Source organism: Pseudaminobacter sp. Soil_N_29, assembly GCF_057656055.1.
Genome location: NZ_JBDGLC010000001.1, coordinates 994,167 through 1,016,180, shown reverse-complemented (window position 1 = coordinate 1,016,180; position 22,014 = coordinate 994,167). Strand labels below are relative to the sequence as shown.

At 62.3% G+C, this 22,014-nt stretch carries 18 protein-coding genes and 2 pseudogenes; 8 read left to right on the top strand and 12 right to left on the bottom strand.

All coding sequences use genetic code 11. The features are described from left to right. Nucleotides 1-19 precede the first annotated feature (19 nt). From AC3A4H_RS04845 to AC3A4H_RS04825, 5 genes and pseudogenes are all read left to right on the top strand, one after another. Nucleotides 20-766, top strand: a complete 747-nt coding sequence (locus AC3A4H_RS04845; protein ID WP_487765661.1) for an alpha/beta fold hydrolase — start codon at nt 20-22, stop codon at nt 764-766. Between the two features lie 4 nt (nt 767-770). Then, nucleotides 771-1,481 (top strand): RraA family protein, encoded by a 711-nt coding sequence (locus AC3A4H_RS04840; protein ID WP_487765660.1) that lies wholly within the window; start codon nt 771-773, stop codon nt 1,479-1,481. Nucleotides 1,482-1,770: 289 nt separating this feature from the next. After that, a pseudogene (locus AC3A4H_RS04835) lies at nt 1,771-2,608 on the top strand (DDE-type integrase/transposase/recombinase); the annotation flags it as partial. Nucleotides 2,609-3,156: 548 nt separating this feature from the next. Further along, nucleotides 3,157-3,483 carry a hypothetical protein gene (locus tag AC3A4H_RS04830; protein ID WP_487765904.1) on the top strand — a complete coding sequence of 109 codons (327 nt, stop codon included), beginning with the start codon at nt 3,157-3,159 and terminating at the stop codon, nt 3,481-3,483. Next, nucleotides 3,426-4,610 (top strand): annotated as a pseudogene (locus AC3A4H_RS04825) (HAD-IC family P-type ATPase); the annotation flags it as partial. The gene AC3A4H_RS04830 and the pseudogene AC3A4H_RS04825, both read left to right, overlap by 58 nt. 187 nt (nt 4,611-4,797) lie before the next feature. On the opposite strand, the gene AC3A4H_RS04820 reads toward AC3A4H_RS04825, so the two are convergent. The 3 genes from AC3A4H_RS04820 to AC3A4H_RS04810 are packed head-to-tail and all read right to left on the bottom strand — an operon-like array spanning nt 4,798 to nt 6,164. Further along, on the bottom strand, nt 4,798-5,385 hold the full coding sequence (locus AC3A4H_RS04820) for an MBL fold metallo-hydrolase (RefSeq protein WP_487765659.1): 588 nt from the start codon (nt 5,383-5,385) through the stop codon (nt 4,798-4,800). Further along, nucleotides 5,319-5,798 (bottom strand): hypothetical protein, encoded by a 480-nt coding sequence (locus AC3A4H_RS04815; protein ID WP_487765658.1) that lies wholly within the window; start codon nt 5,796-5,798, stop codon nt 5,319-5,321. The genes AC3A4H_RS04820 and AC3A4H_RS04815 overlap by 67 nt, the downstream gene beginning before the upstream one ends. Nucleotides 5,799-5,825: 27 nt before the next feature. Continuing rightward, complete coding sequence (locus tag AC3A4H_RS04810) at nt 5,826-6,164, bottom strand: 4a-hydroxytetrahydrobiopterin dehydratase (protein WP_487765657.1); 339 nt, start codon at nt 6,162-6,164, stop codon at nt 5,826-5,828. A 585-nt stretch (nt 6,165-6,749) separates the two neighbouring features. Here AC3A4H_RS04810 and AC3A4H_RS04805 point away from each other — a divergent pair. Both AC3A4H_RS04805 and AC3A4H_RS04800 read left to right on the top strand, forming a co-directional pair. Beyond that, on the top strand, nt 6,750-8,867 hold the full coding sequence (locus tag AC3A4H_RS04805; protein ID WP_487765656.1) for an oxidoreductase: 2,118 nt from the start codon (nt 6,750-6,752) through the stop codon (nt 8,865-8,867). Next, the gene (locus AC3A4H_RS04800) at nt 8,852-10,390 is read left to right on the top strand and encodes a trimethylamine methyltransferase family protein (protein ID WP_487765655.1); all 1,539 of its coding nucleotides are present in this window, start codon (nt 8,852-8,854) and stop codon (nt 10,388-10,390) included. The genes AC3A4H_RS04805 and AC3A4H_RS04800 overlap by 16 nt, the downstream gene beginning before the upstream one ends. A 21-nt stretch (nt 10,391-10,411) precedes the next feature. Here the strand turns inward: AC3A4H_RS04800 and AC3A4H_RS04795 are convergent, their stop codons facing one another. The 9 genes from AC3A4H_RS04795 to tmpA all read right to left on the bottom strand — a co-directional run bounded on the left by AC3A4H_RS04795 (nt 10,412) and on the right by tmpA (nt 20,984). Next, nucleotides 10,412-11,092 (bottom strand): TetR/AcrR family transcriptional regulator, encoded by a 681-nt coding sequence (locus AC3A4H_RS04795; RefSeq protein WP_487765654.1) that lies wholly within the window; start codon nt 11,090-11,092, stop codon nt 10,412-10,414. Nucleotides 11,093-11,204: 112 nt separating this feature from the next. Beyond that, the gene (locus AC3A4H_RS04790) at nt 11,205-12,767 is read right to left on the bottom strand and encodes an ABC transporter substrate-binding protein (RefSeq protein WP_487765653.1); all 1,563 of its coding nucleotides are present in this window, start codon (nt 12,765-12,767) and stop codon (nt 11,205-11,207) included. A 1-nt stretch (nt 12,768) separates the two neighbouring features. Beyond that, nucleotides 12,769-13,794, bottom strand: coding sequence for an oligopeptide/dipeptide ABC transporter ATP-binding protein (locus tag AC3A4H_RS04785; protein ID WP_487765652.1), 1,026 nt, complete (start codon nt 13,792-13,794; stop codon nt 12,769-12,771). Continuing rightward, on the bottom strand, nt 13,794-14,756 hold the full coding sequence (locus tag AC3A4H_RS04780; protein ID WP_487765651.1) for an ABC transporter ATP-binding protein: 963 nt from the start codon (nt 14,754-14,756) through the stop codon (nt 13,794-13,796). The genes AC3A4H_RS04785 and AC3A4H_RS04780 overlap by 1 nt, the downstream gene beginning before the upstream one ends. After that, nucleotides 14,753-15,640 carry an ABC transporter permease gene (locus AC3A4H_RS04775; protein ID WP_487765650.1) on the bottom strand — a complete coding sequence of 296 codons (888 nt, stop codon included), beginning with the start codon at nt 15,638-15,640 and terminating at the stop codon, nt 14,753-14,755. Before AC3A4H_RS04775 ends, AC3A4H_RS04780 begins: the two co-directional genes overlap by 4 nt. Then, nucleotides 15,624-16,574, bottom strand: coding sequence for an ABC transporter permease (locus AC3A4H_RS04770; protein WP_487765649.1), 951 nt, complete (start codon nt 16,572-16,574; stop codon nt 15,624-15,626). Before AC3A4H_RS04770 ends, AC3A4H_RS04775 begins: the two co-directional genes overlap by 17 nt. A 15-nt stretch (nt 16,575-16,589) precedes the next feature. Continuing rightward, a complete protein-coding gene (locus tag AC3A4H_RS04765) occupies nt 16,590-18,599 on the bottom strand; it encodes a CocE/NonD family hydrolase (RefSeq protein WP_487765648.1) in 2,010 nt (669 codons plus the stop codon). Nucleotides 18,600-19,119: 520 nt separating this feature from the next. Then, nucleotides 19,120-19,716: a (R)-1-hydroxy-2-trimethylaminoethylphosphonate oxygenase gene (gene tmpB / locus AC3A4H_RS04760; protein WP_487765647.1), complete on the bottom strand. Its 597-nt coding sequence runs from the start codon at nt 19,714-19,716 to the stop codon at nt 19,120-19,122. Further along, nucleotides 19,716-20,984, bottom strand: a complete 1,269-nt coding sequence (gene tmpA / locus AC3A4H_RS04755) for a 2-trimethylaminoethylphosphonate dioxygenase (protein ID WP_487765646.1) — start codon at nt 20,982-20,984, stop codon at nt 19,716-19,718. The genes tmpB and tmpA overlap by 1 nt, the downstream gene beginning before the upstream one ends. On the opposite strand from tmpA, the gene AC3A4H_RS04750 reads away from it, so the two are divergent. Continuing rightward, nucleotides 20,964-21,851, top strand: a complete 888-nt coding sequence (locus AC3A4H_RS04750; protein ID WP_487765645.1) for a LysR family transcriptional regulator — start codon at nt 20,964-20,966, stop codon at nt 21,849-21,851. The genes tmpA and AC3A4H_RS04750 overlap by 21 nt on opposite strands. Nucleotides 21,852-22,014 lie beyond the last annotated feature (163 nt).

The window sequence follows — 22,014 nt, the reverse complement described above, 5'->3', positions numbered from 1 at the left end:
CTCATGTCTGGCGCCGTCGGTGATCGTTGGCGTCAGACTTCCTGGAGTTTCAATGAATACCGAACGCCAAGCTCTTGTCTTTGTGCCCGGGATGATGTGCGACAGTCGTCTATTCGGTCCGCAGATCGCGCACCTTGCTGACCAGTGCGACATCTGGGTTGCCGACATCGGCGGCAAGGATTCGATCGAAGACCTTGCAATCGACCTGTTGGCCGAAGCGCCTTTCGAAAGCTTTTCGCTTTGCGGGCTCTCGATGGGCGGCATCGTTGCGATGGAGGTCGCCAGGCAGGCGCCGCAAAGGGTGGACCGCCTGGCGCTGCTCGACACAAACCATCTGGCCGACGCCCCCGAGCGTTACGAGGTACGAAACAGGCAGATTGAAGCTGTCAGGGACGGCGAACTCGAGCGGGTCATTGAAGAGCAAATGATGCCCTTCTATTTCGCCGAGGAGAACCGCGCTGACTCCGAGCTTAGAGCAATCGTCAAGGACATGGCGCGCGATCTCGGAGCCGTTACGTTCGTCCGCCAGTCGCTCGCACTTCGTGACCGGAAGAGTGCGGCCGAAACCATTCCTGACTATCTCGGCCCCATCTTGGTCCTTTGCGGCGAAGAAGATGCCCTATGTCCGCCCGCTCGCCATGAGGCGATTGCGGAACTTTGCCAGAAAGCTCGGCTTTCGATCGTGCCTGGTGCGGGACACCTCTCGACGCTCGAAAGGCCGCAGGCCGTGAATCTCGAACTGAGCCGCTGGCTTGCCACCACCTGAGGAAATGATGTCACCAAGTTTGGACACGGCCCTTCTCGATCTCCTCCGCAGCGTAGACACGCCGACCGTCTGCAATGCAATCGAGGTGGCGCAAGGTAAGCGCGGATTTTCTCGGTTCACACGGCAGACCGTTCTGGCTGCGGACCCTGCACTCCCACCGATCGTCGGTTATGCACGGACTGCGAGGATACGCGGGAAGGAACCGTCCGCTGAGGCGGCCGACGTGATCAGGAGCCGCAGGATGGCCTATTACAGATACATGGCCGAGGCACCAAATCCGGCGGTGACGGTCATTGAAGATCTCGATTTTCCCGAATGCGTCGCTGCTTACTGGGGCGAGATCAACACCGAAGTTCATAAGGGGCTGGGCATCACGGGTGTGCTCACCAATGGTGTCATGCGAGACCTCGGCGACTTGGCAGCAGACTTCCAAGTCATTGCAGGGTCCATCGGCCCCAGCCACGGTTTCGTTCACGTCGTCGATTTCGACGTCAAGGTTCGTGTATTCGGCATGGAAATAAGCCCCTGCGAACTCGTCCACGCGGACCGACATGGCGCCGTCGTTGTTCCGGAGGAAGTCATCCCCGTCCTAGGCGCATCGATTAGAAAACTCCAGGCAATTGAGCGGCTGATTCTGGAACCAGCTCGTCGCCCGGACTTCGATATTGCCGCTTTCGAGATCGCTTGGGCCGAGTTTGAAAAGGCGCGCATATAGTTCGATTATCACTGAGGAAGCGCTTCGCTTTTGTCCTCGCCCGGGATGCACGCTCTAACCGTTCTCCTTGTCCATCGAACGCTTCGGCTGGCGGACACCCGACGAGTTCGCACTGACCTTCCACACGCGTCGGGCTCTGGCGTTGCGCAACACCAAAAGCCCTGCGCCAACCCCTGCCTATTCCCCCACCACCCAGCAGGGCAAACCGATGACGTGCTCCCGCAGAATTGGGCCAGTTTGAATTGGAATTTTCCACGTATGATCCCGGTGTCGGGAGAGGGAGAGTTCCATGAAAGCATCGAAGTTCACGGAGGCGCAGATCGCCTTTGTTTTGAAGCAGGCCGAGGATGGCGCGCCGGTGGCTGAAGTCTGCCGGAAGGCGGGCATCAGCGACGCGACGTTTTATAATTGGCGCAAGAAATACGCCGGGCTGATGCCCTCGGAGATGCGACGTCTGCGTCAGCTCGAGGGGGAGAATGCCAAGCTGAAGCGGATCGTGGCCGATCTGTCGCTCGACAAGGCCATGCTTCAGGATGTGCTGTCAAAAAAGCTCTGAGGCCTGCCCGCAAGCGTGACCTTGTCGACAGGCTGCGGGGCGAATGGAAGGTGTCGGCCAGGCGTGCCTGCGCGACGCTGCGGATCGCAACGGATCAAGGAGATCTGCGAGACCCGCGTGCTACGGCTATCGCCGCGTGCACGTTCTGCTGCGCCGGGACGGCTGGGCGGTGAACCCGAAGCGGATCTATCGTCTTTACAAGGAGATGGGGCTGCAATTGCGCAACAAGTCCCCCAAACGTCGGGTCAAGGCGAAGCTGCGTCAGGATCGCGCCGCAGCCGTCCAGATCAACGAGACCTGGGCCATGGACTTTGTCCACGACCAACTGGCCACCGGTCGCAAGATCCGGATCCTGACCATCGTCGATACCTATTCCCGGTTCTCGCCGGCCGTCGATCCGCGGTTCAGTTACCGCGGGGAAGATGTCGTGCTGACGCTTGAGCGGATCTGCGGCAATGTCGGCTATCCGAAGACCATACGGGTCGACCAGGGTTCGGAATTCATCTCCCGCGATCTCGACCTGTGGGCCTATGAGAAAGGCGTCACGCTCGACTTCTCGCGGCCGGGCAAGGTGGGGCGCGAACTCTGTCCCGAGGTGCGCAAGATCAGCTTCACCCCGGTCGACCGAGGTCGGGCGGCTGCGGGATTGCCGCAATGGGGCAGATCACGACCCAGTCTCTGAGGCAATAATCGCATCGATCCCGGAGATCGGCGCCGGCGGAAGGGTTACCGAAGCCGCCTCATGCGGCAGACGGTCAAGTTCTCGTGTCCCTCGACCCGCCAGCAGGCGGACAAGGTCACTGAAAGAACAAATACTTGATCAGCGCCGCTATCCCGAGCACTGCCAACACGAGGAAGACAAGGCTCGTGACCCCCATCCCCCACATTCCCCCGACATCATCTGATCCATCGTCGTCCTCCATTCCAGTGGGCACAGTAAGTCCGCATCCAAGCGGCAACGTATTGCGGTGAAGTCGCAAACGGCAGCAGTGTCGGCCAAGGACGCCGGTCGCAAGCCCCGCAAGGTCTCCTCTGCCAAGCCTCAATTCCCTGAAGCGGAACGTCAACGCCTTCCTCAACGCGAATGACCCGAAATTCGAGGCGATCCGATCCTATGTGATGGCATCTGCCAATTATGTTCTGACGGAGGCTGAACTCGCAAAGGCCACTGCGGCGCTGGCTGCTGCGGATGCGCAATTCGCTGCGTCGGTCGGCGCGATCCAGCCGCATGATGACTTCTCCTATATCCTCAGTTCACATTCTGAGGCGGCTCATATGTATCGCATGACGGCTCTTGCCAACCAACATGGCTTCCAGAACGCCATCGCCGAGCTTGCACGCCGGTCCACTACAAGGCACCGTTTCGACGCCCATAGCCTCGCGCGGAAATCTTCGTGCTCGAAATGGGCTCGCACGCCATTCCCCCGCTGCACCACTCGCTGCTGATGAATGTCGGCCAGCAGACGCTTTATATCGCCTTCTTCGTGCTGGCGACGATCGTCCAGTTCGGCCCGGGCTTGCGCTTCTACAGGAAGGGCGTGCCGGCACCTGTGCGCCCCGCGCCCGACATGAACTCGCTGGTGGTGCTCGGGTTGACCGCGGCTTGGGCCTATTCGGTGGTTGCCACTTTCGCACCGTGGGTCCTGCCTGCCGGCACGGTCAACGTCTACTACGAGATCTCCGCCGTCATCGTCACGCTGATCCTGCTCGGCCGCTTCCTTGAGGCCGAGGGCCGTACCAGCGAGGCAATCAAGCGGCTGATGGGTCTGCAGGCCCAGGTCGGCCCGTTGTCGAGCGCAACCGCGAGTTCGTTGACGTCCCCCTTGAGGAGGTCGTTGTCGGCGACGTCATCCAGGTGCGCCCCGGCGACAAGATTCCGGTCGATGGCATCGTGCTTTCCGGCTCGTTCTTCATCGACGAATCCATGCTCTCCGGCGAACCCATTCCCGTCAGCAAGGGCAAAGGTGCTGAAGTCATCGGCGGCACCATCAACAAGACTGGCAGCTTCAGCTATCGCGCCACCAAGATCGGGGCCGACACGCTGCCCCCCAGATCATCCGCATGGTCGAGACCGCCCAGGGCTCGAAGCTGCCGATCCAGGCTTTGGTCGACAAGGTCACGGCCTGGCTCGTACCCGCTGTCATGGCCGCCGCCGCGCTGACCTTCCTGGCCTGGCTGCTTTTCGGCCCCGACCCCGCCGTCACCTTCGCACTTGTCAATGCGGTCGCCGTGCTGATCGTCGCCTGCCCCTGCGCGATGGGGGTGGCGACGCCGACCTCGATCATGGTCGGCACTGGCCGTGCCGCTGAGCTTGGCGTGCTCTTGCCAACGGTGAGGCGCTGCAGGCGCTCAAGTCCGTCGAGGTCGTCGCGCTCGACAAGACCGGCACGCTCACCGCAGGCAAGCCGTCGATGACCGACCTCGAGGTCGCCAAGGGTTTCGAGCGCGCCGAGGTGCTGGCGCTGGTTGCCGCCGTCGAGGGACAGTCCGAATATCCGGTGGCTGCCGCGATCGTGGCGGCGGCCAAGGAGGAAGGCGTTGCCCCGGATGCGGTTGACGCTTTCGAGGCGTCCATGTCCGCGTTCATGTTGGCTGGAACATGCCGGCCTTGATCGCCTCAGATGCCGCGGACCTCTTTCTCGGCTTGTCATGCCCGGCGCGCCAGGTATTGGCATTGACGCGGTGGCACGGCCAACTGCGGTCGTCAGAATGCTTCTTGCAATGATCGCGAACGACTTTCGGAACGCAGGATGCGCGGACTCAATAGTTGGAGCCGTTGCGCGTCATTTCTGGGCGCCCGGCCTTCCGGCCGCCATCGAAGTTTGTTTCGAATTCGCGCCTGAGCTCACCCTCGCGCTTCAGGTAACGGGAGGAAAAATGCATCGGCACGGCACGGGCCACCCCTGCCGCACGGGCGATACGTCCCGCTTGCGCGGCGGTCAAATGGCTCCTTGAGGCGGCCAGCGCCCGATCCTCGTCGAGGTAGCCAGCCTCGATGAACAACTGCCTGGCGCCTTGTGCCAGCGCGACGACGCGCGCCACGTTGTCCGGGCTGTAGATCAGGTCGGTCGCATAAGCGACCCGCTGCCCGGGACCGATCGTCAGTGCCTGGGTGGCCAACAGCTCAGCCAGCGATATGTCTCGACGGCCGGCCGCAATTTTGGTGTCAGGCGCATCGCCGCGCCGAACAGATCGCTTGGCTTCGGTCAGCCAGGCCCCGATGGGCAGGCCGAGCCGCGATTTGCGCGCATCGACCCTGACTTTCTCCTGCAACGCGAAGGCTAGGCTGGGGATTCCGTGATCCAGCATCGCCCCTTCGACACGAAACTCGTCATCCTCGAGAAGCACGCCGGATGGCACCGGCGGCGGCTCGCCCTCCTCGCGCGCGAAGGCCGCCTGCTCCCTGAAAAGACTGCATCGCACGAACCCGGTCGGGGCCCAGTCGGCTGCGTGCCGAGCAGGTTCCAGGTATATGCCCTGAGCTTGGCTTCGACCGCATCTCCGAGCCCCGGTGGGCCGATCAAATTGAGACCGGTTGGCTGGTAAAGCTGCGACCGAAGCAATCGATCGAAGCCCACGAAATGATCCATGTGCATGTGGGAAACGAAAACATGGCTCACGCGCACGATCTCGCGGCCGGAAAGCGGCGTCAGATATCCCAGGTCGAACAAAAGCGCGCGGCGCCGGAAGCGGAAATCGAGAAACAGCACGGGATCGGAGAACGGCTCATTGACGAGTTTCGGCTGAATGAGGTCGGCCATGCCCAGACCCAGGATCGCTGCGGCCGATCACCGGCCAGCCAGCTCGCTGATCTTGCCTGCCATGATGAAGTCGTTCTCGTGCAGCCCCTTGATCTTGTGGGTCTGCAGCGAGACGGTGGCGTAACCCCAGCCGAAACAGATGTCGGGATGGTGGCCCTGTTCCTCAGCCAGTCGGCCGACCCGGTCGACGAAGCCCTGCGATTCCCGAAAATCGGCGAACTTGAACTTGCGGCGCAGCCAGCGCCCGTCGTCCTCCAATTCCCATCCCGGCGTCTGGGACAGGTAGACCGCCGCTTCCTCCTGCGTCAGCGGTGAAGTGCCGCCCCGGCACGGCGTGCAGACCTTTTGAGCTAGACTTTCAGCCATCCCGTCCTCCCTTGGCCTCCCGGCGATCTCACCGGCTCAGGAATTTGTTCATGTAGTGGGTACGGAGGAACTTGCGCCGCTGCTCGGCAAGATGCCTGTTGCCGACCGGCGCCGTCCCTTTGGCGGCTCTCCCCCGTGGCCTCCATTCGGCATCGGGCTTCTGTCTCGTAATACGCTTGCGCATGTTATGTAAGATGTGTGACGAAGGCATTTCCGTTCAAGGGACGAGTTCGAGCGGGCTGCCGATTGCGAGACCGAGTTCTCCATCCGCCGCCCTTGATTTACGGCGATTTTCGACAATGGTCTGTCAGGACCGTGGGCATTGCCCTCGGAGGCTCCGAATCGCAATGGAAACCATGGCGTTTCTCGAGATGGCGCCTGTAGCACAGTTCCGTGTAGACTCTGCTGTTGTCATAGAGAATGCGCTGCATGCCGAATTTGACCGTGAAGCCAAAGGGCTCGCTCGTAGAGCATGCCATTAATGATACCGATGGCCGGGCAGATGACGAGGCGGTCGTTTAATACATTCCAGAAGCTCTTTTTACCGGGGCCATTGCGTTCCGCGCGCAACTAGAATAGCCTTGCTTGACATTCGTTCAACAAGGCCAATGCGGAATGCCGACGGGCTGCAACCCTCGATACAAGATACTGTTCGAGCCGGTTCGGATAGGGCCGGTCACCGCTCCCAATCGTTTCTATCAGACGCCGCATGCGACCGGTATGGGTTACCTCAAGCCGCAAAGCAGTGCCGCCCTGCGTTCCGTAAAGGCCGAGGGGGGGTGGGGCGTCGTCTCGACAGAATACTGCTCGATACATCCGAGTTCCGACGATTCGCCGTTTGGCTTCCTGTCGTTATGGGACGAGGACGACGTACGCGACCTTGCTCACACAGCGAACGCCATTCACGGGCAGGGTAGCCTGGCGGCCGTCGAACTCTGGCACGGCGGCGCTCACGCCAACAACCGGCTCACGCGCGAGCCTATGATCGCGCCTTCGGTGCAACCGCCCAAATTCGTTCAACCCGGCGGGGCGCGCGCAATGGATCGGCAGGACATTCGCGAATTCCGCCGCTGGCAGCGCGAAGCGGCCATCCGCGCGAAACGCGCCGGATTCGATATCGTCTATTGCTATGCGGGGCACGACTATCTGCCGTTCCAATTTCTGTCGCGGCGCACCAATCGCCGAACAGACGAATATGGCGGTTCTCTCGAGAACCGCGTGCGGTTGCTGCGTGAGATGATCGAGGACACGAAGGACGCGGTTGGTGCGACATGCGCGGTCGCAGTACGGCTCGCGGTCGATGAACTGCACGGACCCTTCGGCATCACCTCGCAAGGCGAGGGCCGCGAGATCATCGAGATTCTGGCCGAACTGCCGGACCTCTGGGACGTCAATGTCGCTGGCGCTCTCGGCAACGATTCCAAATCGTCGCGCTTCAGCCCGGAAGGCTATCAGGAAGAACATGTCGCCTTCGTGAAGACGGTGACTACAAAGCCGGTCGTCAGCGTCGGGCGTTTTACTTCACCAGACACCATGGTCGGGCAGATCAGGCGCGGTATCCAAGATTTCATCGGTGCGGCTCGCCCCTCGATCGCCGATCCCTTTTTGCCGAAAAAGATATTTGAGGGGCGCGAGGACGAAATCCGCGAGTGTATCGGCTGCAACATCTGCCGCTCCGCCAACAACGAAGCCGTGCCGCTGCGTTGCACGCAGAACCCGACGATCGGCGAGGAATGGCGGCGTGGCTGGCATCCGGAACGGCTGGCGCGAAAGGGGTCGGATGCCCGGGTTCTCGTTGTTGGCGGCGGTCCGGCAGGTCTGGAATGCGCATTGACGCTCGGCCGGCGTGGCTACGGCGTGCTCCTGGCAGAGGCAGGAAATGCGCTTGGAGGTCGTGTCTCGCGGGAAGCGACGCTGCCGGGGCTCGGCGCATGGGCGCGGGTGCGCGACCACCGCGTTCATATGCTGGCCAAACAGGATACCGTCGATATTTATCCCGGCAGCCGGCTCGGCGCTGAGGATGTGCTGTCGCTTGGAGTCGACCATGTTGTGCTTGCTACTGGCAGCACGTGGCGGCGAGATGGCGTCGGCTCCAGTGTCGAGATCCCTGCCGAAATCGCCCGTTCCCCATCGGTCCTGACGCCAGACGACATATTCGCCGGCGCTGGGGTGGCGGGGCCAGTGTTGGTCTATGACGACGAGCATTATTTCATGGGCGGCGCTCTGGCAGAAAAATTCCGCCTCGCTGGTCATGACGTCGCAATCGCTACGCCGCTTCCTTTGGTATCGAGCTGGACGCAGATGACCGACGAGCAGTTCTTCATTCAGAAGCGGTTGATGGATAGCGGGGTCGATGTGTTCTTGTCGCGGAGCCTGTTGTCGGCCTCGGAGGGCGTGGCCGAATTCGCCTGCACCTACACCGGCAGAATCATGCGCCGCGACTTCGGCACCCTGGTTCTGGTGACAGGACGCATCGCCGAGCAGGCGTTATTCGACGAACTTTCAGCTGTAACAGAAGGCGAGCGCGGCAGCTTGCGGTCGATCACGCGCATCGGCGACTGCCTGGCGCCCTCCTCAATCGCCGATGCGGTGCATTCGGGTCACAAACACGCGCGCCAGCTCGACTTGCCGGCAGAGGCTGCGCTGCCGCTGCGCGAGCGGCCATTTCTGCCTTCAGGAGACAGATCATGGAACGCAGTTTGACGCGTCGTAGACCCGGTCGCCCGCAGCGCGAGGTTGGTACCATCGCGCAGCGTCCGTGGAAGCAGCTGATGCGGCCCTACGCTCCAATCGAGATTCTGTCCGCCGATCAAGTTCAAATGATCCACGAGATGGGCCTGACTATCCTGGAAGAGATCGGCATGCGCGTTCTCAAGCCTGAGGCGCGCCAGCTCTATCGCGCGGCGGGTGCTGATGTCGATGAGGGCGAAATGCGGGTACGTTTCGACCGCTCGATGATCATGGAGCGTATCGCAACCGTCCCGTCCTCCTTCGAGCTACGCGCCAGAAATCCCGAGAAAAACGTCAAGGTCGGCGGGCGGCACTGCATCCTCTCCTCGGTCGGCGGGCCGGCCTACGTCATGGACAATGATCGCGGCCGTCGTCCCGGCACTTATGCGGAGATGTGCGATTACCTGAAGCTCATCCAGTCGTTCAATGTGTTGCATCAGGAGGGCGGCGGGCCGTTCGAGCCGCTCGATCTGCACCAGAACACACGCCATCTTGACCTGTACTACGCCGAGATCACGCTGCTCGACAAGAACTGGCAGCCGCAGACGCTCGGCCGGGGCAGGGCCATCGACGCGCTGGAGATGGTCGCGATCTCACTCGGCACGACGCGCGAAAAACTCTCCGACGAAATGCCGGTGTTCACCGGCGTCATCAACACCAATTCGCCGTTGCAGCTCGATGACCCAATGGCTGAAGGCTTGATCACCCTGGCCGAGCATGGCCAGGTCAATGTCATCACCCCGTTCACGCTGGCCGGGGCCATGAGCCCGGTGACACTCGCCGGCGCGCTGTCGCAGCAGCATGCCGAGGCATTGGCCGGCATAGCGCTGACGCAGATCGTGCGACCCGGCGTGCCGGTTATGTATGGCGGTTTCACATCGAACGTCGACATGAGGACCGGCGCTCCGGCCTTCGGCACGCCGGAATATACACAAGCCGCGCAGATCACCGGCCAGCTTTGCCGCCTGATCGGCGTACCGTTCCGCTCCAGCAACGTAACCGCAGCCAATTCGATCGACGCGCAGGCGGCTTACGAGAGCGCCATGTCGCTGTGGGGGTGCCTGATGGGGGGCGCCAACCTAGTGCTGCACGCCGCCGGCTGGCTGGGCGGCGGCCTCACCGCGTCATTCGAGAAGCTGGTCATCGATGCCGAGATGCTGCAGATGATGGCGGCCTATTTCGACCCGCCGGCGGTCGACATTGATACATTAGCGCTCGATGCGGTGCGCGAGGTCGGTCCGGCTGGGCACTTCTTCGGCGCAGCGCACACGATGCAGCGCTATGAACGCGCATTCTATTCGCCGCTGGTGTCGAACTGGGACAACTACGACACCTGGATGGAGCGTGGACAGGTTACTGCTCGTGAGCGCGCCAATGTCATCTGGAAGCGCATGGTCGCCGAGTACGAACAACCGCCAATCGACCCCGGCATCGATGAGGCGCTGCGGGATTACATGGACCGTCGCAAGCGCGAGGGCGGCTCACCGCTCAATTGAGGTCCGGCGTCCGGTTCTTGCTCAAGCGTCGCGCAGCGGTCCTACTTGCAGTTCCAGCATTTCGAAGCCGGCAGCTTCGGCCGCTTCGGGCGTTAACACAGTTTCGTCGAGAGACCATTCCAGCCAGAGCCCATCGACCAGGGCGATGAAATTGCGGGCAAGTGATCGGGCATCGACCTTTCGACCTCGCTGCGTGGCGACGGCTTCGATCTCCTCGGCGAGTTCGGCCCTGTAGGCATCGTAGAGGTCGCGATGCGCGGCCTGAAGGCGTGGATTGACTGCGATCTCACCCCATAGCGACAACCAGACCAGCAAGTTGTCACGGCTGAAATAGTCGGGTGAGAAGTTGGACTTCACCAGCGCACGAAGCGAAGCTTCAGGCGACCAGCCGGACGCTTCTGCGCGTCGGCGCTTGGCCTCTGCTACCTGAGTGTTCACTGTCGCATAGAGCGACGATTTATAGACCTCCACCAGAAGTCCGTCGCGGCCATCAAAGTGATGGTTGATCAGTCCGCGCGACACGTTGGCTTCGCTGCAGATCCGGTCGATCGTGAACGCGCCGATGCCGCCACGCGAGAGACAGCGCGTTGCAGCTTCGATCAGCATTGCGCGGCGTACGTCGGCCTGTTCACGACTGAAGCGCGGCTTGGGTTTCTTTGCGCCGCGCTTTTGCTTGGCGGTTGCGGTCTCATTGTCTGTCATCGAGTCCGGCTAGAGCCTCTCCCGCCTTGATCCGGAAAGGACAGGCTCCAACCCTCCATCTTTTCCAGTAGGCGTCTAGTCCGTTATGAACCGGCCGTCCACGTGGTGCCGATTACGCATTCTTCTTGAACAGGACCGGGTTGGGATGGCCATCCGGGTAGACAACCGGTTCGAAACCCGTTCGATGAATGGCGATGAGCGGTTGGTGGCAGATGAACAAGAAGCAGCCCGATTGTTCCATCAAGTCCTCCATCCGGTTTGAGAGTTCGATGCGCTTGGCTGGGTCCATCTCTGCCACCAGTTCTTCATAGTCGGCCTCGTAATCGGGGCTGTCAAAGCCGGACCAATTATATGCGCCAATCTGGTCCGGCCGGAACCAGACGAGGTTTTCGGACGGGTCGACGCCGCCGGCGAAGTCCATCAGCGCGAGGTCGATGTTCTTGTAGCCGTCACCTTGGGTCTTGTCGCCGACGCCCCAGAATGCCGCCTCGTCATAGGGTTGGATCTCTACCTTGATGCCGGCCTGTTCGAGGCTCGCCTGTATGATCTGGGCGGTGGCGGTGCGGATCGAATCGTTCATAACCGTCAAGGTCAGCGTCAGGTCGCTTACGCCGGCCTCGGCGAGCAGCGTGGCGGCTTTCTCGTAGTCCACGCCCTCGATGAGGTTTTTGGCACGCGCGAATTTGGTGCCGGGCTGAACAACGCCTGTGGAGCGCGGAACAAGGTCGTCATAGACGCCGGTCAGGATCTGGCCAACATCGACGCCGCACTGCACCGCCTGCCGAACTTTGATGTCCTGCAGGCGCGGGCTCAGCATGTTGATGGTGAGCCACACATAGCGCGTCGATTGCGCCTCGATGACAGTGGTGTCGGCGGACGGGCTGGCCTTGACCGCCTTGGTCGCTGAGGTCGCGATCTTGGTGTAGTCGAAAGCATCCGCCTCATAGGCAAGTTGCGCCGCCTGATCGTCGGAGACGATATAGATTTCGACCTTGCCGAATTCCGGCTTCGGCCCCGGCCAGTTGGGATTGGCGGTAAGCGTCACCTTCTGCTTCTGCTGCCAGTCGGCGAAAACATAGGGGCCGCACGTTGCAGGCGGCTCGGTGGTAAACTTGCCGCCGGCTTTTTCCATAGCTGCCCGGCTGAGGATATGGCCACCGTAATAGGGCAGCGAGACCACGAAGAGCGGCTGGTATGGGCTTTTCAGATGGATGATGCCGCTTCGCGCGTCGATGACCTCGACATGGTCGAGCTGCTCGAACTGGTAGGCCCAGGGTGAACCGAAGTCTGGATCGGCGATACGCTCATAAGAGAATTTTACGTCGTCGGCGGTGACGGCGCCAAACCCGTTGGACCATTTCAGCCCATCGATCAGGGTAAAGGCAATCGTTTTCGGGTCCTTTTGCTCAAGATTCTCGGCCCCCCAGAGCGCCCAGGGCGAGCCTTCTCGAAGATCGCCGAACCGGTTCAGCGTCACATAGATGCCTCGCATGATGACATCTTCAATGCCACCATTCATGAAAGCCGGGTCGAGCGTCTGCAAATCTCCTTCCATGCGGATACGCAGTGTGTCGCCGTCGGCCGACCAGGCAAAGCCGGGCCGCATCGCCAGTCCGGCGCCGAGCACTCCCGCCGCCTTGAGAAATCTACGCCTGTCGATGTTCCATCCTGTCATGTCAGTTCCCCTTGTTTTCGGAAGCGCATGCCAAGGCTTCCCTTTCTTGGTCGCATGTCTCCAGTGGATAATGGCAGCGCACCATCCGGTTGGCACCCGCCCTTCGATAAGCCGGCCGCTCGACGCGGCAACGTGGTTGAACCACTGGGCAGCGGGTGTGGAATTCGCAGCCCGAAGGCCTGCTGAACACGCTCGGTATCTCGCCGCTGACGGCGAGGTGGTACCTGCGCTGACGAGGGTCCGGCACCGGCTCGGAGCGGATCAGAGTCGCGGTGTAGGGATGCAGCGGTGCTGCAAACACTTCTTGGGTCGGTCCGGTCTCGACCAGTCTCCCGAGATACATGATGGCGAGGCGGTCGCTCACATGACGGATTATTGCGAGATTGTGGGTGACGATCATCGCGGCGAAGCCGAGTTCGCGCTGCAATTCAGCGACCAGGTTGAGAACGTCGCCCTGGACGGAGACGTCGAGACCGGCAGTCGGCTCATCGGCGAGCAGAAGATGCGGCTTCATAGCGAGTGCTCGGGCTACGCCGACGCGGCGCGCCTGGCCGCCCGAGAGTTCATGGGGATACCGTTCGGCGAAGGAAGCGGGGAGACCGACCTGTGCCAACAGTGCCTTGGCGGCAGCGCGCCGATCGGGCATAGGCAAGCCCTGAATAAGCTGGGGTTCGGTCAGTAGCGAACCGATGCGCAGACGCGGGCTGAGCGAGGCAACGGGATCCTGAAACATCATCGCCGACCTGCGGCGCATGGCACGGAAATCGGCCTGCGTCACGACATCCCTGCCCTCGAAGGCAATCCGCCCGGCCGCGGCACGCACAAGCCCGAGGATGGTGCGGGCAAGCGTGGTCTTGCCGGAACCGGATTCACCCACCAGTCCGATTGTCTCGCCCGGCATCAGCGACAACGTGACACCGTCTAGAACATTGAAGCTGGGCAGCGGCAGCGGGTTGAGAAGGCGATTGATCATCCCGCCGCGCCCAAAGTTCACCGCCAGTTCTTCGATCTCAAGCAGGGGAGTCATTAGCGCACTCCATGGCATCGAGCGAAGTGGGATGCCGAGAGTTCGACGCGCGGAGGCGCCGCATTTTGGCAAGCTGCGAGGGTACGATCGCAGCGCGATGCATAGATGCAACCGGCTGGCCGCTCCATCAAATTTGGCAGCGTACCGGGAATGGTAGGCAGCCGCTCCAGCCTTTCCGGAAAACGCGCCGGGTCGCAGGAGAGCAGGGCACGCGTGTAGGGATGGCGGGCATAGTGGAAAATCGCATCGGCCTCGCCGCCTTCGACGACCTCGCCCGCGTACATCACGTAGACCCGGTCGCAGAGTTCGGCGATGACGCCGAGATGGTGTGACACGACGATGATGATGCCGTTGTATTCGCGTCGCAGTTCGCGCAGCAGATGAATGATCTGCGCCTCCATGGTGACGTCGAGCGCCGTCGTCGGTTCATCGGCGATGAGCAGGCCGGGGTCAGTCAAGAGTGCCGCGGCTATTGCAACGCGCTGGCGCATGCCGCCCGACAATTCGTGCGGATAGCTCTTCATGCGCCGCTCCGCGTCCGCAATGCCGACGCGCGTGAGCATGGCGGCTATGCGCGCCTTCTTCTGCGCCCGGTTCAGGTCCTTGCGGTGATGCTGGAAGTCGGCGAGTTGGTCGCCGATGGTCAGCACCGGGTTGAAGGCGGTCATGGGATCCTGCGAGACGAGTGCAATCTCGTCGCCGCGAAGAAGGCGCCGACGGTGCGGATCGAGGCTCACGAGATCGATGCCATTGTAGATGATGGAGCCCTCGACGCGTGCGTTGGGCGCCAGAAGATTGGCCAGCGAGGTGACCAGCGTGGACTTGCCGCAACCGCTCTCACCGACGATGCCGATCACCTCACCGGCATGCGCCTCGATATCGACATGGCGCAGCGCGTGGACGTCGCCTTGCGGGGTCTCGTAGCGAACGCTGAGGTCGCTGACGGCGAGGGAGCCCATCATGCCGGCCTCCTCAGCTTCAGGCGAGGGTCGAGATAGTCCCGCAGGCCCTCGCCGAGGAAGGTGAAGCCCAACGTGGCGAGCACCAGCGGCATGCCGCCGAAGATGACCATGAAGGGAGCCGAACGGATGCTGGTGTAGCCGTCATAAAGAATGCTGCCCCAGGACGGGGTCGGCGGACGGACGCCAATACCAAGGAAGCTCAGGCCGGCTTCGACCATGATGACGACGGGGATATCCATCGACAGGAGGATGATAAGGGGACTGACCACATTCGGCAAAAGATGGACAAAGATAATGCGCGCAGGCCCGGCATCGAGCAGCCGTTCGGCCAGAATGTAGTCGCTGTTTTTCAGCGCCAGCGTCTGAGCCCGGGTCAGCCGCGCATAGCTTGGAAACGAGGTCGCGGCGATGACGATGATCAGCGTACTGGTTCCCGCGCCAAGCACAGTGATCATGGCGAGTGCGAACATGATCATGGGGAGCGAATTCAGGCTGTCGAAGGTCAGTACCAGCAGCGCGTCGAGCCAGCGCGGCCCGTAACCGGCGATAAGCCCGAGCAGAAGGCCGATCGCGCCGGCAGTCACCACCGAAACCATGGCGATCATCAGCGCAGTGCGCGTCCCGAAGATAATGCGGGAAAGCAGGTCGCGGCCGAGATGGTCGGTGCCGAACCAATGGTCGGCCGATGGCGGCTGCAGCTTGTGGAGCACGTCGATCTTGGTCGGCGAATAGGGCGCAAGCCACGGGGCGAATGCGGCAGTGATGACAAAACCTGCCACTACGATGAGCGCTGCGCAAGTGAATGGGTCGGCGAGCAGGCTGCGAAGTAGCGGAAACCGTTGTCGGTCCGGGCCGGAGAGAGCTGCTTCAGCCACGGAAGACATCACGAACCCTCGGATCTAGCCGCGCAATCAGCAGATCGGCGGCAATGGTGATTGAGACGTAGATGGCGGTCATGATCAGCACCGTTCCCATGACGACCGGATAGTTGCGAGTGTTGACCGCGTCGGTGACGAGCTTGCCAATGCCTGGTCGGGCAAACACGGCTTCGACGAAGACGGCACTGGAAAGAATGCTGCCCAGCCCCACCGCGACCAGCGAGATGGTCGGGATGATGGCGATGCGCAGGGCGTATTTCGACACGACTTTCCATTCAGGCAGGCCGAAGGAGCGCGCCGTGCGGATGTGCGGCTCGCCCATCACTTCCATCATCGAGGCGCGTACCATGCGGGCTATGTAACCGATCCAGCCGAGCGCGATGGCAAGCGCCGGCATGACCAGCGCCTTGGCCTGGCTCACGACGTCGCCGGTTTCGCCGGCGCCGATCGCGGGCAGCCAGCGTAGTGTCACGGCGAACAGCAGCAACGAGTAGATGGCCACGACGAAGGACGGCACCGCAATGACGCCGACCGACAGGACGCCAATGATTGCGTCGGCCGCAGTGCCGCGCCGCACTACCGACAGGCAGCCAAGTGGAACGCCGATGAGCAGGGCGGCGGCAAGCGACGTGACCCCAAGCACCAGTGTGTTGGGCAGAGCTTCCATGACGAGCGTGGACACGGGCCGGTTCGACCAGACGTCGTAGCCGAGGTTGCCGGTGAGCGCGTTGCGGAAAAACTCCACGATCTGCCACCACACCGGCTGATCGAGCCCCATGCGCTCGATCAGCATCTTCTTCAGTTCTGGCGTGGCGCGCGGCCCGAGCGCCACGCTGGCCGGATCGCCGGGCACGAGGAATACGGCCGCATACATGACCACCATGACGAAGGTGAGGATCAGGAGACCGAGGCCAATGCGCTTGATTGCGTATATGAGCATGGTCTCTGGCTCTCCTCAGGCGAAATCGCGCCTGATGCGCCGCGTTGCCGAGGCGCTGTGGACGAGCCTGCCTCGTTCTCGGGCCTCGAGGTGCCAACTGAGATGGAAATGCGTCGCGTCGGCCGTCAATTCCGTGCGCGCCATGCTTTCCATGTCGGCGTCCCCGCTGGCGATGGCCCAACGGTATTCGGTGACCAGCTTCGCAGAAAGAGGATCGTCGGCGCAGATTCTCATCGTGTCGCTGTTGGCGGAAGACACGATGATGCCGCGGTCGTCATAGCGTGTGCGTCCATGGTCGGAGGTCAATGCGATGGTCTGGACGCCGCTGCCGACATCGTCGGTGACGATGCGGCTGTCGAACCCCTCCTGCAGAACCGTGGACGCAACCGGCGGCGCGGTTTCGGCTTCCTCAAATCGCACATTGCTGTCCAGCGCCGATGGAGGACGCACCGGAAGGGTCAAAATGCTGTCGCCGGTGGCTACCGACAAGGTCGACAGGCAAGGTTGCGGCCAGAGGATCGGCCAATGCTGGTTGGCAAGTGCCAAGCGGATGCGATGGCCCACCGGCACAGTGCGGCCGAAATCGTTGAGGTGCAGTCTGACGCGGAGCGGTTTCCCGACCGGACAGGGCTCGGGATGCTCGTGGCTGTCGCGATGGCTGAGATTGAGCACGCCATAGGTCATCAACGCCGAAGTGCCGTCGGGATAGACATCGCAAAGGCGAGCCACAAGGTTGACGTGCGGCTGGTCGACGGTCACGAGCAGGTCGATCTCGGGTGCGCCAAGCAGGGTCAGGTCTTCATCGAGGGGCACGGTGTCAAAACACAGCGCGAGACCGTCCTCGCGCCGCTGGTCGACCGGCATGTCCGGACAACTTCCGCCATAGCCGCCCCAGCGGCCGCAGTCGCGCCCGGCGGTTGCCGGCGAGCGCACCGAAAGCGTCTCGCCGCGGGCAGCCTCGGGCCCGAGACCTGTCGCATTGAGACGAAGCGTGCGGCGCTCGATCCGCGGCGACGGCCATTTTTCCTCTGCGACCCAGCGACCGGCATGGTCGGGAAGATAGAAGGGCTGCGGGCGTTCCTCGCCGGTGATCCAGACGCGGTAAAGCGGCTCGGCCATGATGCCGGTTTCCTCGCCGGCGAGCCAGTACCGCCACCAGCGCAACGCCTCCTGCAGGTAGCCGATCAGCGGCCCGGGCGCACCGCGACAGGGATAGGCATGCGACCATGGCCCGACGATGCCGAGCTTTGGACCCTGCAGGTTTTCGAGCAGGCGCGGAACGAAATTGGAGTAGCTGTCCTCCCAGCCGCAGATGGCCATTACCGCGCATTCGATAGCCGAGTAATCCTCACAAACCGAACCCTGGCGCCAGTAGTCGTCCCGCCGCTGGTGCGCCAGCCAGGTTTCCGACAGCGAGGTCGTCGCGGCAAGACGGCTCTCCCACATGGCTCGCCAGGCCTCTCCGACGATCTGCGGGTCGGGCGCCATCGCCTTCTTCACCAGCATGAAGTTCGACCACATTTCCTGCTCCGTCAGGAGCGCGCCGCCCATATAGTGTATGTCGTCGGCATAGCGATCGTCACTGGCACAGAGCGTTATGATGGCCTTCAAGGCCGGAGGTCTTCTCGCGGCGACCTGGAGCGCGTTAAAGCCGCCCCAGGAAATGCCGGTCATGCCGACATTGCCGTTGCACCAGGGTTGAGTGGCGAGATGCGCGATGATCTCGCAGGCGTCCTCCTGCTCGCGCGGCAGATATTCGTCGGCCAGATCGCCACCGGAATCGCCGGCGCCGCGAATATCGACACGGACGCAGGCAATGCCATGCCCGGCAAGGTAGGGATGGATGTCGATGTCGCGCGCCACAGTGCCGTCGCGGCGGCGATAGGGCACCATCTCGACGACGACTGGCACCGGCATATCCGTCTTCGGACGCCACAAGGTCGCTGCGATCCGAACGTCATCTGCCAGCGTGATCCAGAACGGATCCACGGTTTCGACAGGAAACGGATACTCGGTTCGTACCATGTCTGAGGTGTCCAGATGTCCCTTGTTGAAAATTCGTACAACAAGGGAATCGGACAAGCAACCGAGGCTTTAGCCGAAGCCGTCTTTTTTCCTTGAATTCCTCGGGCCAGGAACTGGCCGGGCGGGTCATCCACTCAAGCGGTGTCAGCGCTTTTGGGAGGCGCTCCAGTTCGCCCCCTCGGAGCGCGGCTCCACGTCTGAGCGACTGGTGTCGTCCTTTGCAGCTCGATCGGATCGCGGGCATCAATGCCGAGCTTCATTGATGCAGCCGCCGCCGTTGATGCCCCTTGTGCCGCTCCACGTCCAGTTGGTGCCGACATCGGCATCTGCAATGGTGGCTATTTGAAGAAGTAACCACTTCCAGCGGCTCGGTCTCTCACGGTCCCCAAAGTTGATGATGCTGCTAGTGCTTCGGCCGCTGTGGACGTCGCTTCTGGTGCGGCCACGGCGCTTCCTATTCCGGAGCGACCCACTTGGTTCGGTGTTAATTTTTCAGCACCTGATCGTATGGTCGCTGCCTTCAAAGCCGAGACAGGCAATGTGCATCCACGACACGCTGCACCATCGGCGCGTAGTGCGCAAAGCTGGGCGTGTCCATGCCTGCTATCTTGCCCGCATCATCGAGGTGACGAACGCGGACGATCTCGTTGGCGTTGGGATTGCGTTCGAACTCCCTGACTTCTTCGGGAGTCATCGGCCCGCCTTGAAGTTTCAGTGAGTGGATCGACGCCGCCGACAATTGCCCGAAATAGGCAGGATCGGTGGCGCAGATGTAGCGCTTTGCCGCGACGTGGTACCGCACGCAATCGATGACGAGACTTGGGAAGAAGCGTTTCAGCACTGCCGCACCGGCCTCCTCGTGATGCTTGTCGTGCGTGTCCTCCATCGAGAACGTCCCGAACTCGCTGGTGAAATGGCCGATGTCGTGCAGCAGCGCCGCGACGATGATGGTTTCCGGCTCGTTTTGCTGTTCGGCAAGATAAGCCCCTTGCAGCATGTGCTCGGCCATGGTCACCGGCTCACCGAGATATTCCTCGCCGCCACGACGCTCGAAAATGTCGGCCAGAAACGCGACGATCGTCTCTCGCGTCAGCTTGTCGGGGTTGGGCTTCGTCATCACGCTGCCTTTCGCTCTTGACGTTCGATCGCCGCCAGCGTCGAGCGCAGGCCGTCCTTGTCGGCGTAGCAGCCTTGCAGCCATCGCGAGCCGGCCCCGGAATAGCCCTTGCGTGCATGGAGGACGCGCGTGTTGTCGACGATGAAGGATTCACCAGGGGAGAGCTTGAACGTGACCTCCATGGCCGTGTCGTCGATGATCTCGCCGAGGCGGCGGTAGGCTGCGTAGTAATCGGCCATGTTGTCATAGGGAACGTCGGTGATCGCTGCCGCAGAACGGTTGTTGAAGCGGATGCAGACCAACTCGCCGTCGGGTGCAAGCTCGATCATCGGGCGTCGCGATTGAAGACAGACACCCGAACTGCCGGCATACTCGAAACGGGCGCAGTAACGGGTCAGAAGTTCGAAACCGCGCGGGCTCTCAGCGCGCAGGCGCTCGGCGGCCCGGAATCCGTCCACCACCATGTTCTCGCCACCCTCGGCCGAATTCTCCAGGCAGTAGAGGATCTGCAGCGTCGGCACCGGGTCGCGATAGGGATTGTCGGTATGCGCCTGCAAGCCCAGTCCCGTATAGGCGAGGTTCGAGGGGTTCACCTCCGTCCGCACCTCGAAGTGGCGACCATAGTTGGTTTCGCGGACATAGCCGAAGAGGTCGGCTACCTTGAACAGCGCGCCGTCTTCAACCGGCCCGCCCGTGAGCTTGCCGAAGCCGAAGCGGCGCACCCCGTAAAGCCATTCGCCGAGCGCCTCTCGGTCGCGGCTGACGGCGGCAAAATCGCCGATCGGGACACGTGCGCCGAGCGTCGCATCCCACGTCTCGATCTCGGGCCCGGACCAGCCGGCGACCTGGTCGACATTGCAATCGTAGGCGCGATCCGCAAGCCAGCCGAGATCGAAAGCAATGCTTCTGTCTTCCGGCTGAAACGTCACCTGAAGTTGTCCGGCCTCGAGCCGTGCCTCTGCGATCCGCGTGCCAGCGGGAATGTCGCCGAGCGTGATCAGGCGTTGACCGTTACCCGGCGCACGCGTCGCTTCATCCCAGGCATTGTCGCGCAGCCAGATGGCATGAAAGCGCCGACGCCCTCTGCCAGGCAAGTCAAGCGCGAGCGCCTGGCCGCCATCGACGATTTCAACAGGGACTGGCATGGAGCGCTCCTTCGCGGGGTGATGATCGGACGCACGAACCTTGACACGCGCCAAGGCATAACGACAAACAATCGTATTCAACCACATGACGCTGAATTGCTTATGGCTGAGAACCGACCGCAACTTCCCCCGCTCGAATGGATACGTGTCTTTGAGGCCGCCGCGCGATTGGGCAGCTTCACGGCAGCGGCAAATGAATTGGGACTGACGCAGGCCGCGGTCAGTCAGCGCATCAGGAACCTCGAACTCCACCTCGGCGCACAGTTGTTCAACCGCCAGGCGCGGGGTGTGACCCTTTCAACGCAAGGGGAATCCTGGCTGCCTCACGTGCAGGATGCGCTGAACCGGCTGTTGCACAGCGCTGCCAATCTGTTCGAGCAGCCTCGCCGCAAGATCACCATCGCCGCTTCCGCGTCGGTGATCGAACTGTGGATCATCCCGCGCCTGAGGGAAATCGCGCGTCGTCTGCCGCACGTGCAGATTTCATTGGAGACCATCCAGCATCTGCCGGACTATGAGCGTCTGGAGGCCGACTTCGAGATCCGTTTCGGCAGGGGCAACTGGCCGGGTCGCGAAGCCAGGCAGCTTTTCATCGAAGACCTCGCGCCCTTGGCTTCGCCAGCCTTGCTTGGCGGTTCATCCGGGTCCTGGCATGGCAAGCCACGCATCGCCACCTCGGGCCCGCGGGCCGGTTGGCGCGATTGGGCCGCCGCGATGGGGGAACCGCCGCCGCGGGTGCCATTGCTGCGCTTCGACACCTTCGTCCAGTCATTGAGGGCGGCCGAAGCCGGCGCCGGCGTTCTGCTGGCGTCGCTTGCGCTGTGCGCCGATGCGCTCCAAGCCGGCAGGCTCGAACGCTTGACAGGCTCGACGCTGCGGATGGCCGAAGGCTACTGGATCACCTGGCTGCGCGACCGGCCCGCTTTTGCCGAGCTAGCGCCCTTGATCGAGTGCCTCGTCGATTGTGACTTGTCAGCAGGCGCTGCATAGGCAGCAGCCGCCAGCCCAAGCCACGGGCCGGAAACGGATGGCGGTTCGGGCTATGGCCTCCACAAGAGACGTCCCGTCGGGCAGCGGGACGCTTCTCGATCAGTGGTGGGCAGACGCTTGACGGCTCCGGACTGCCAGCGCCTTGCTCCGATTCCAACTGAAG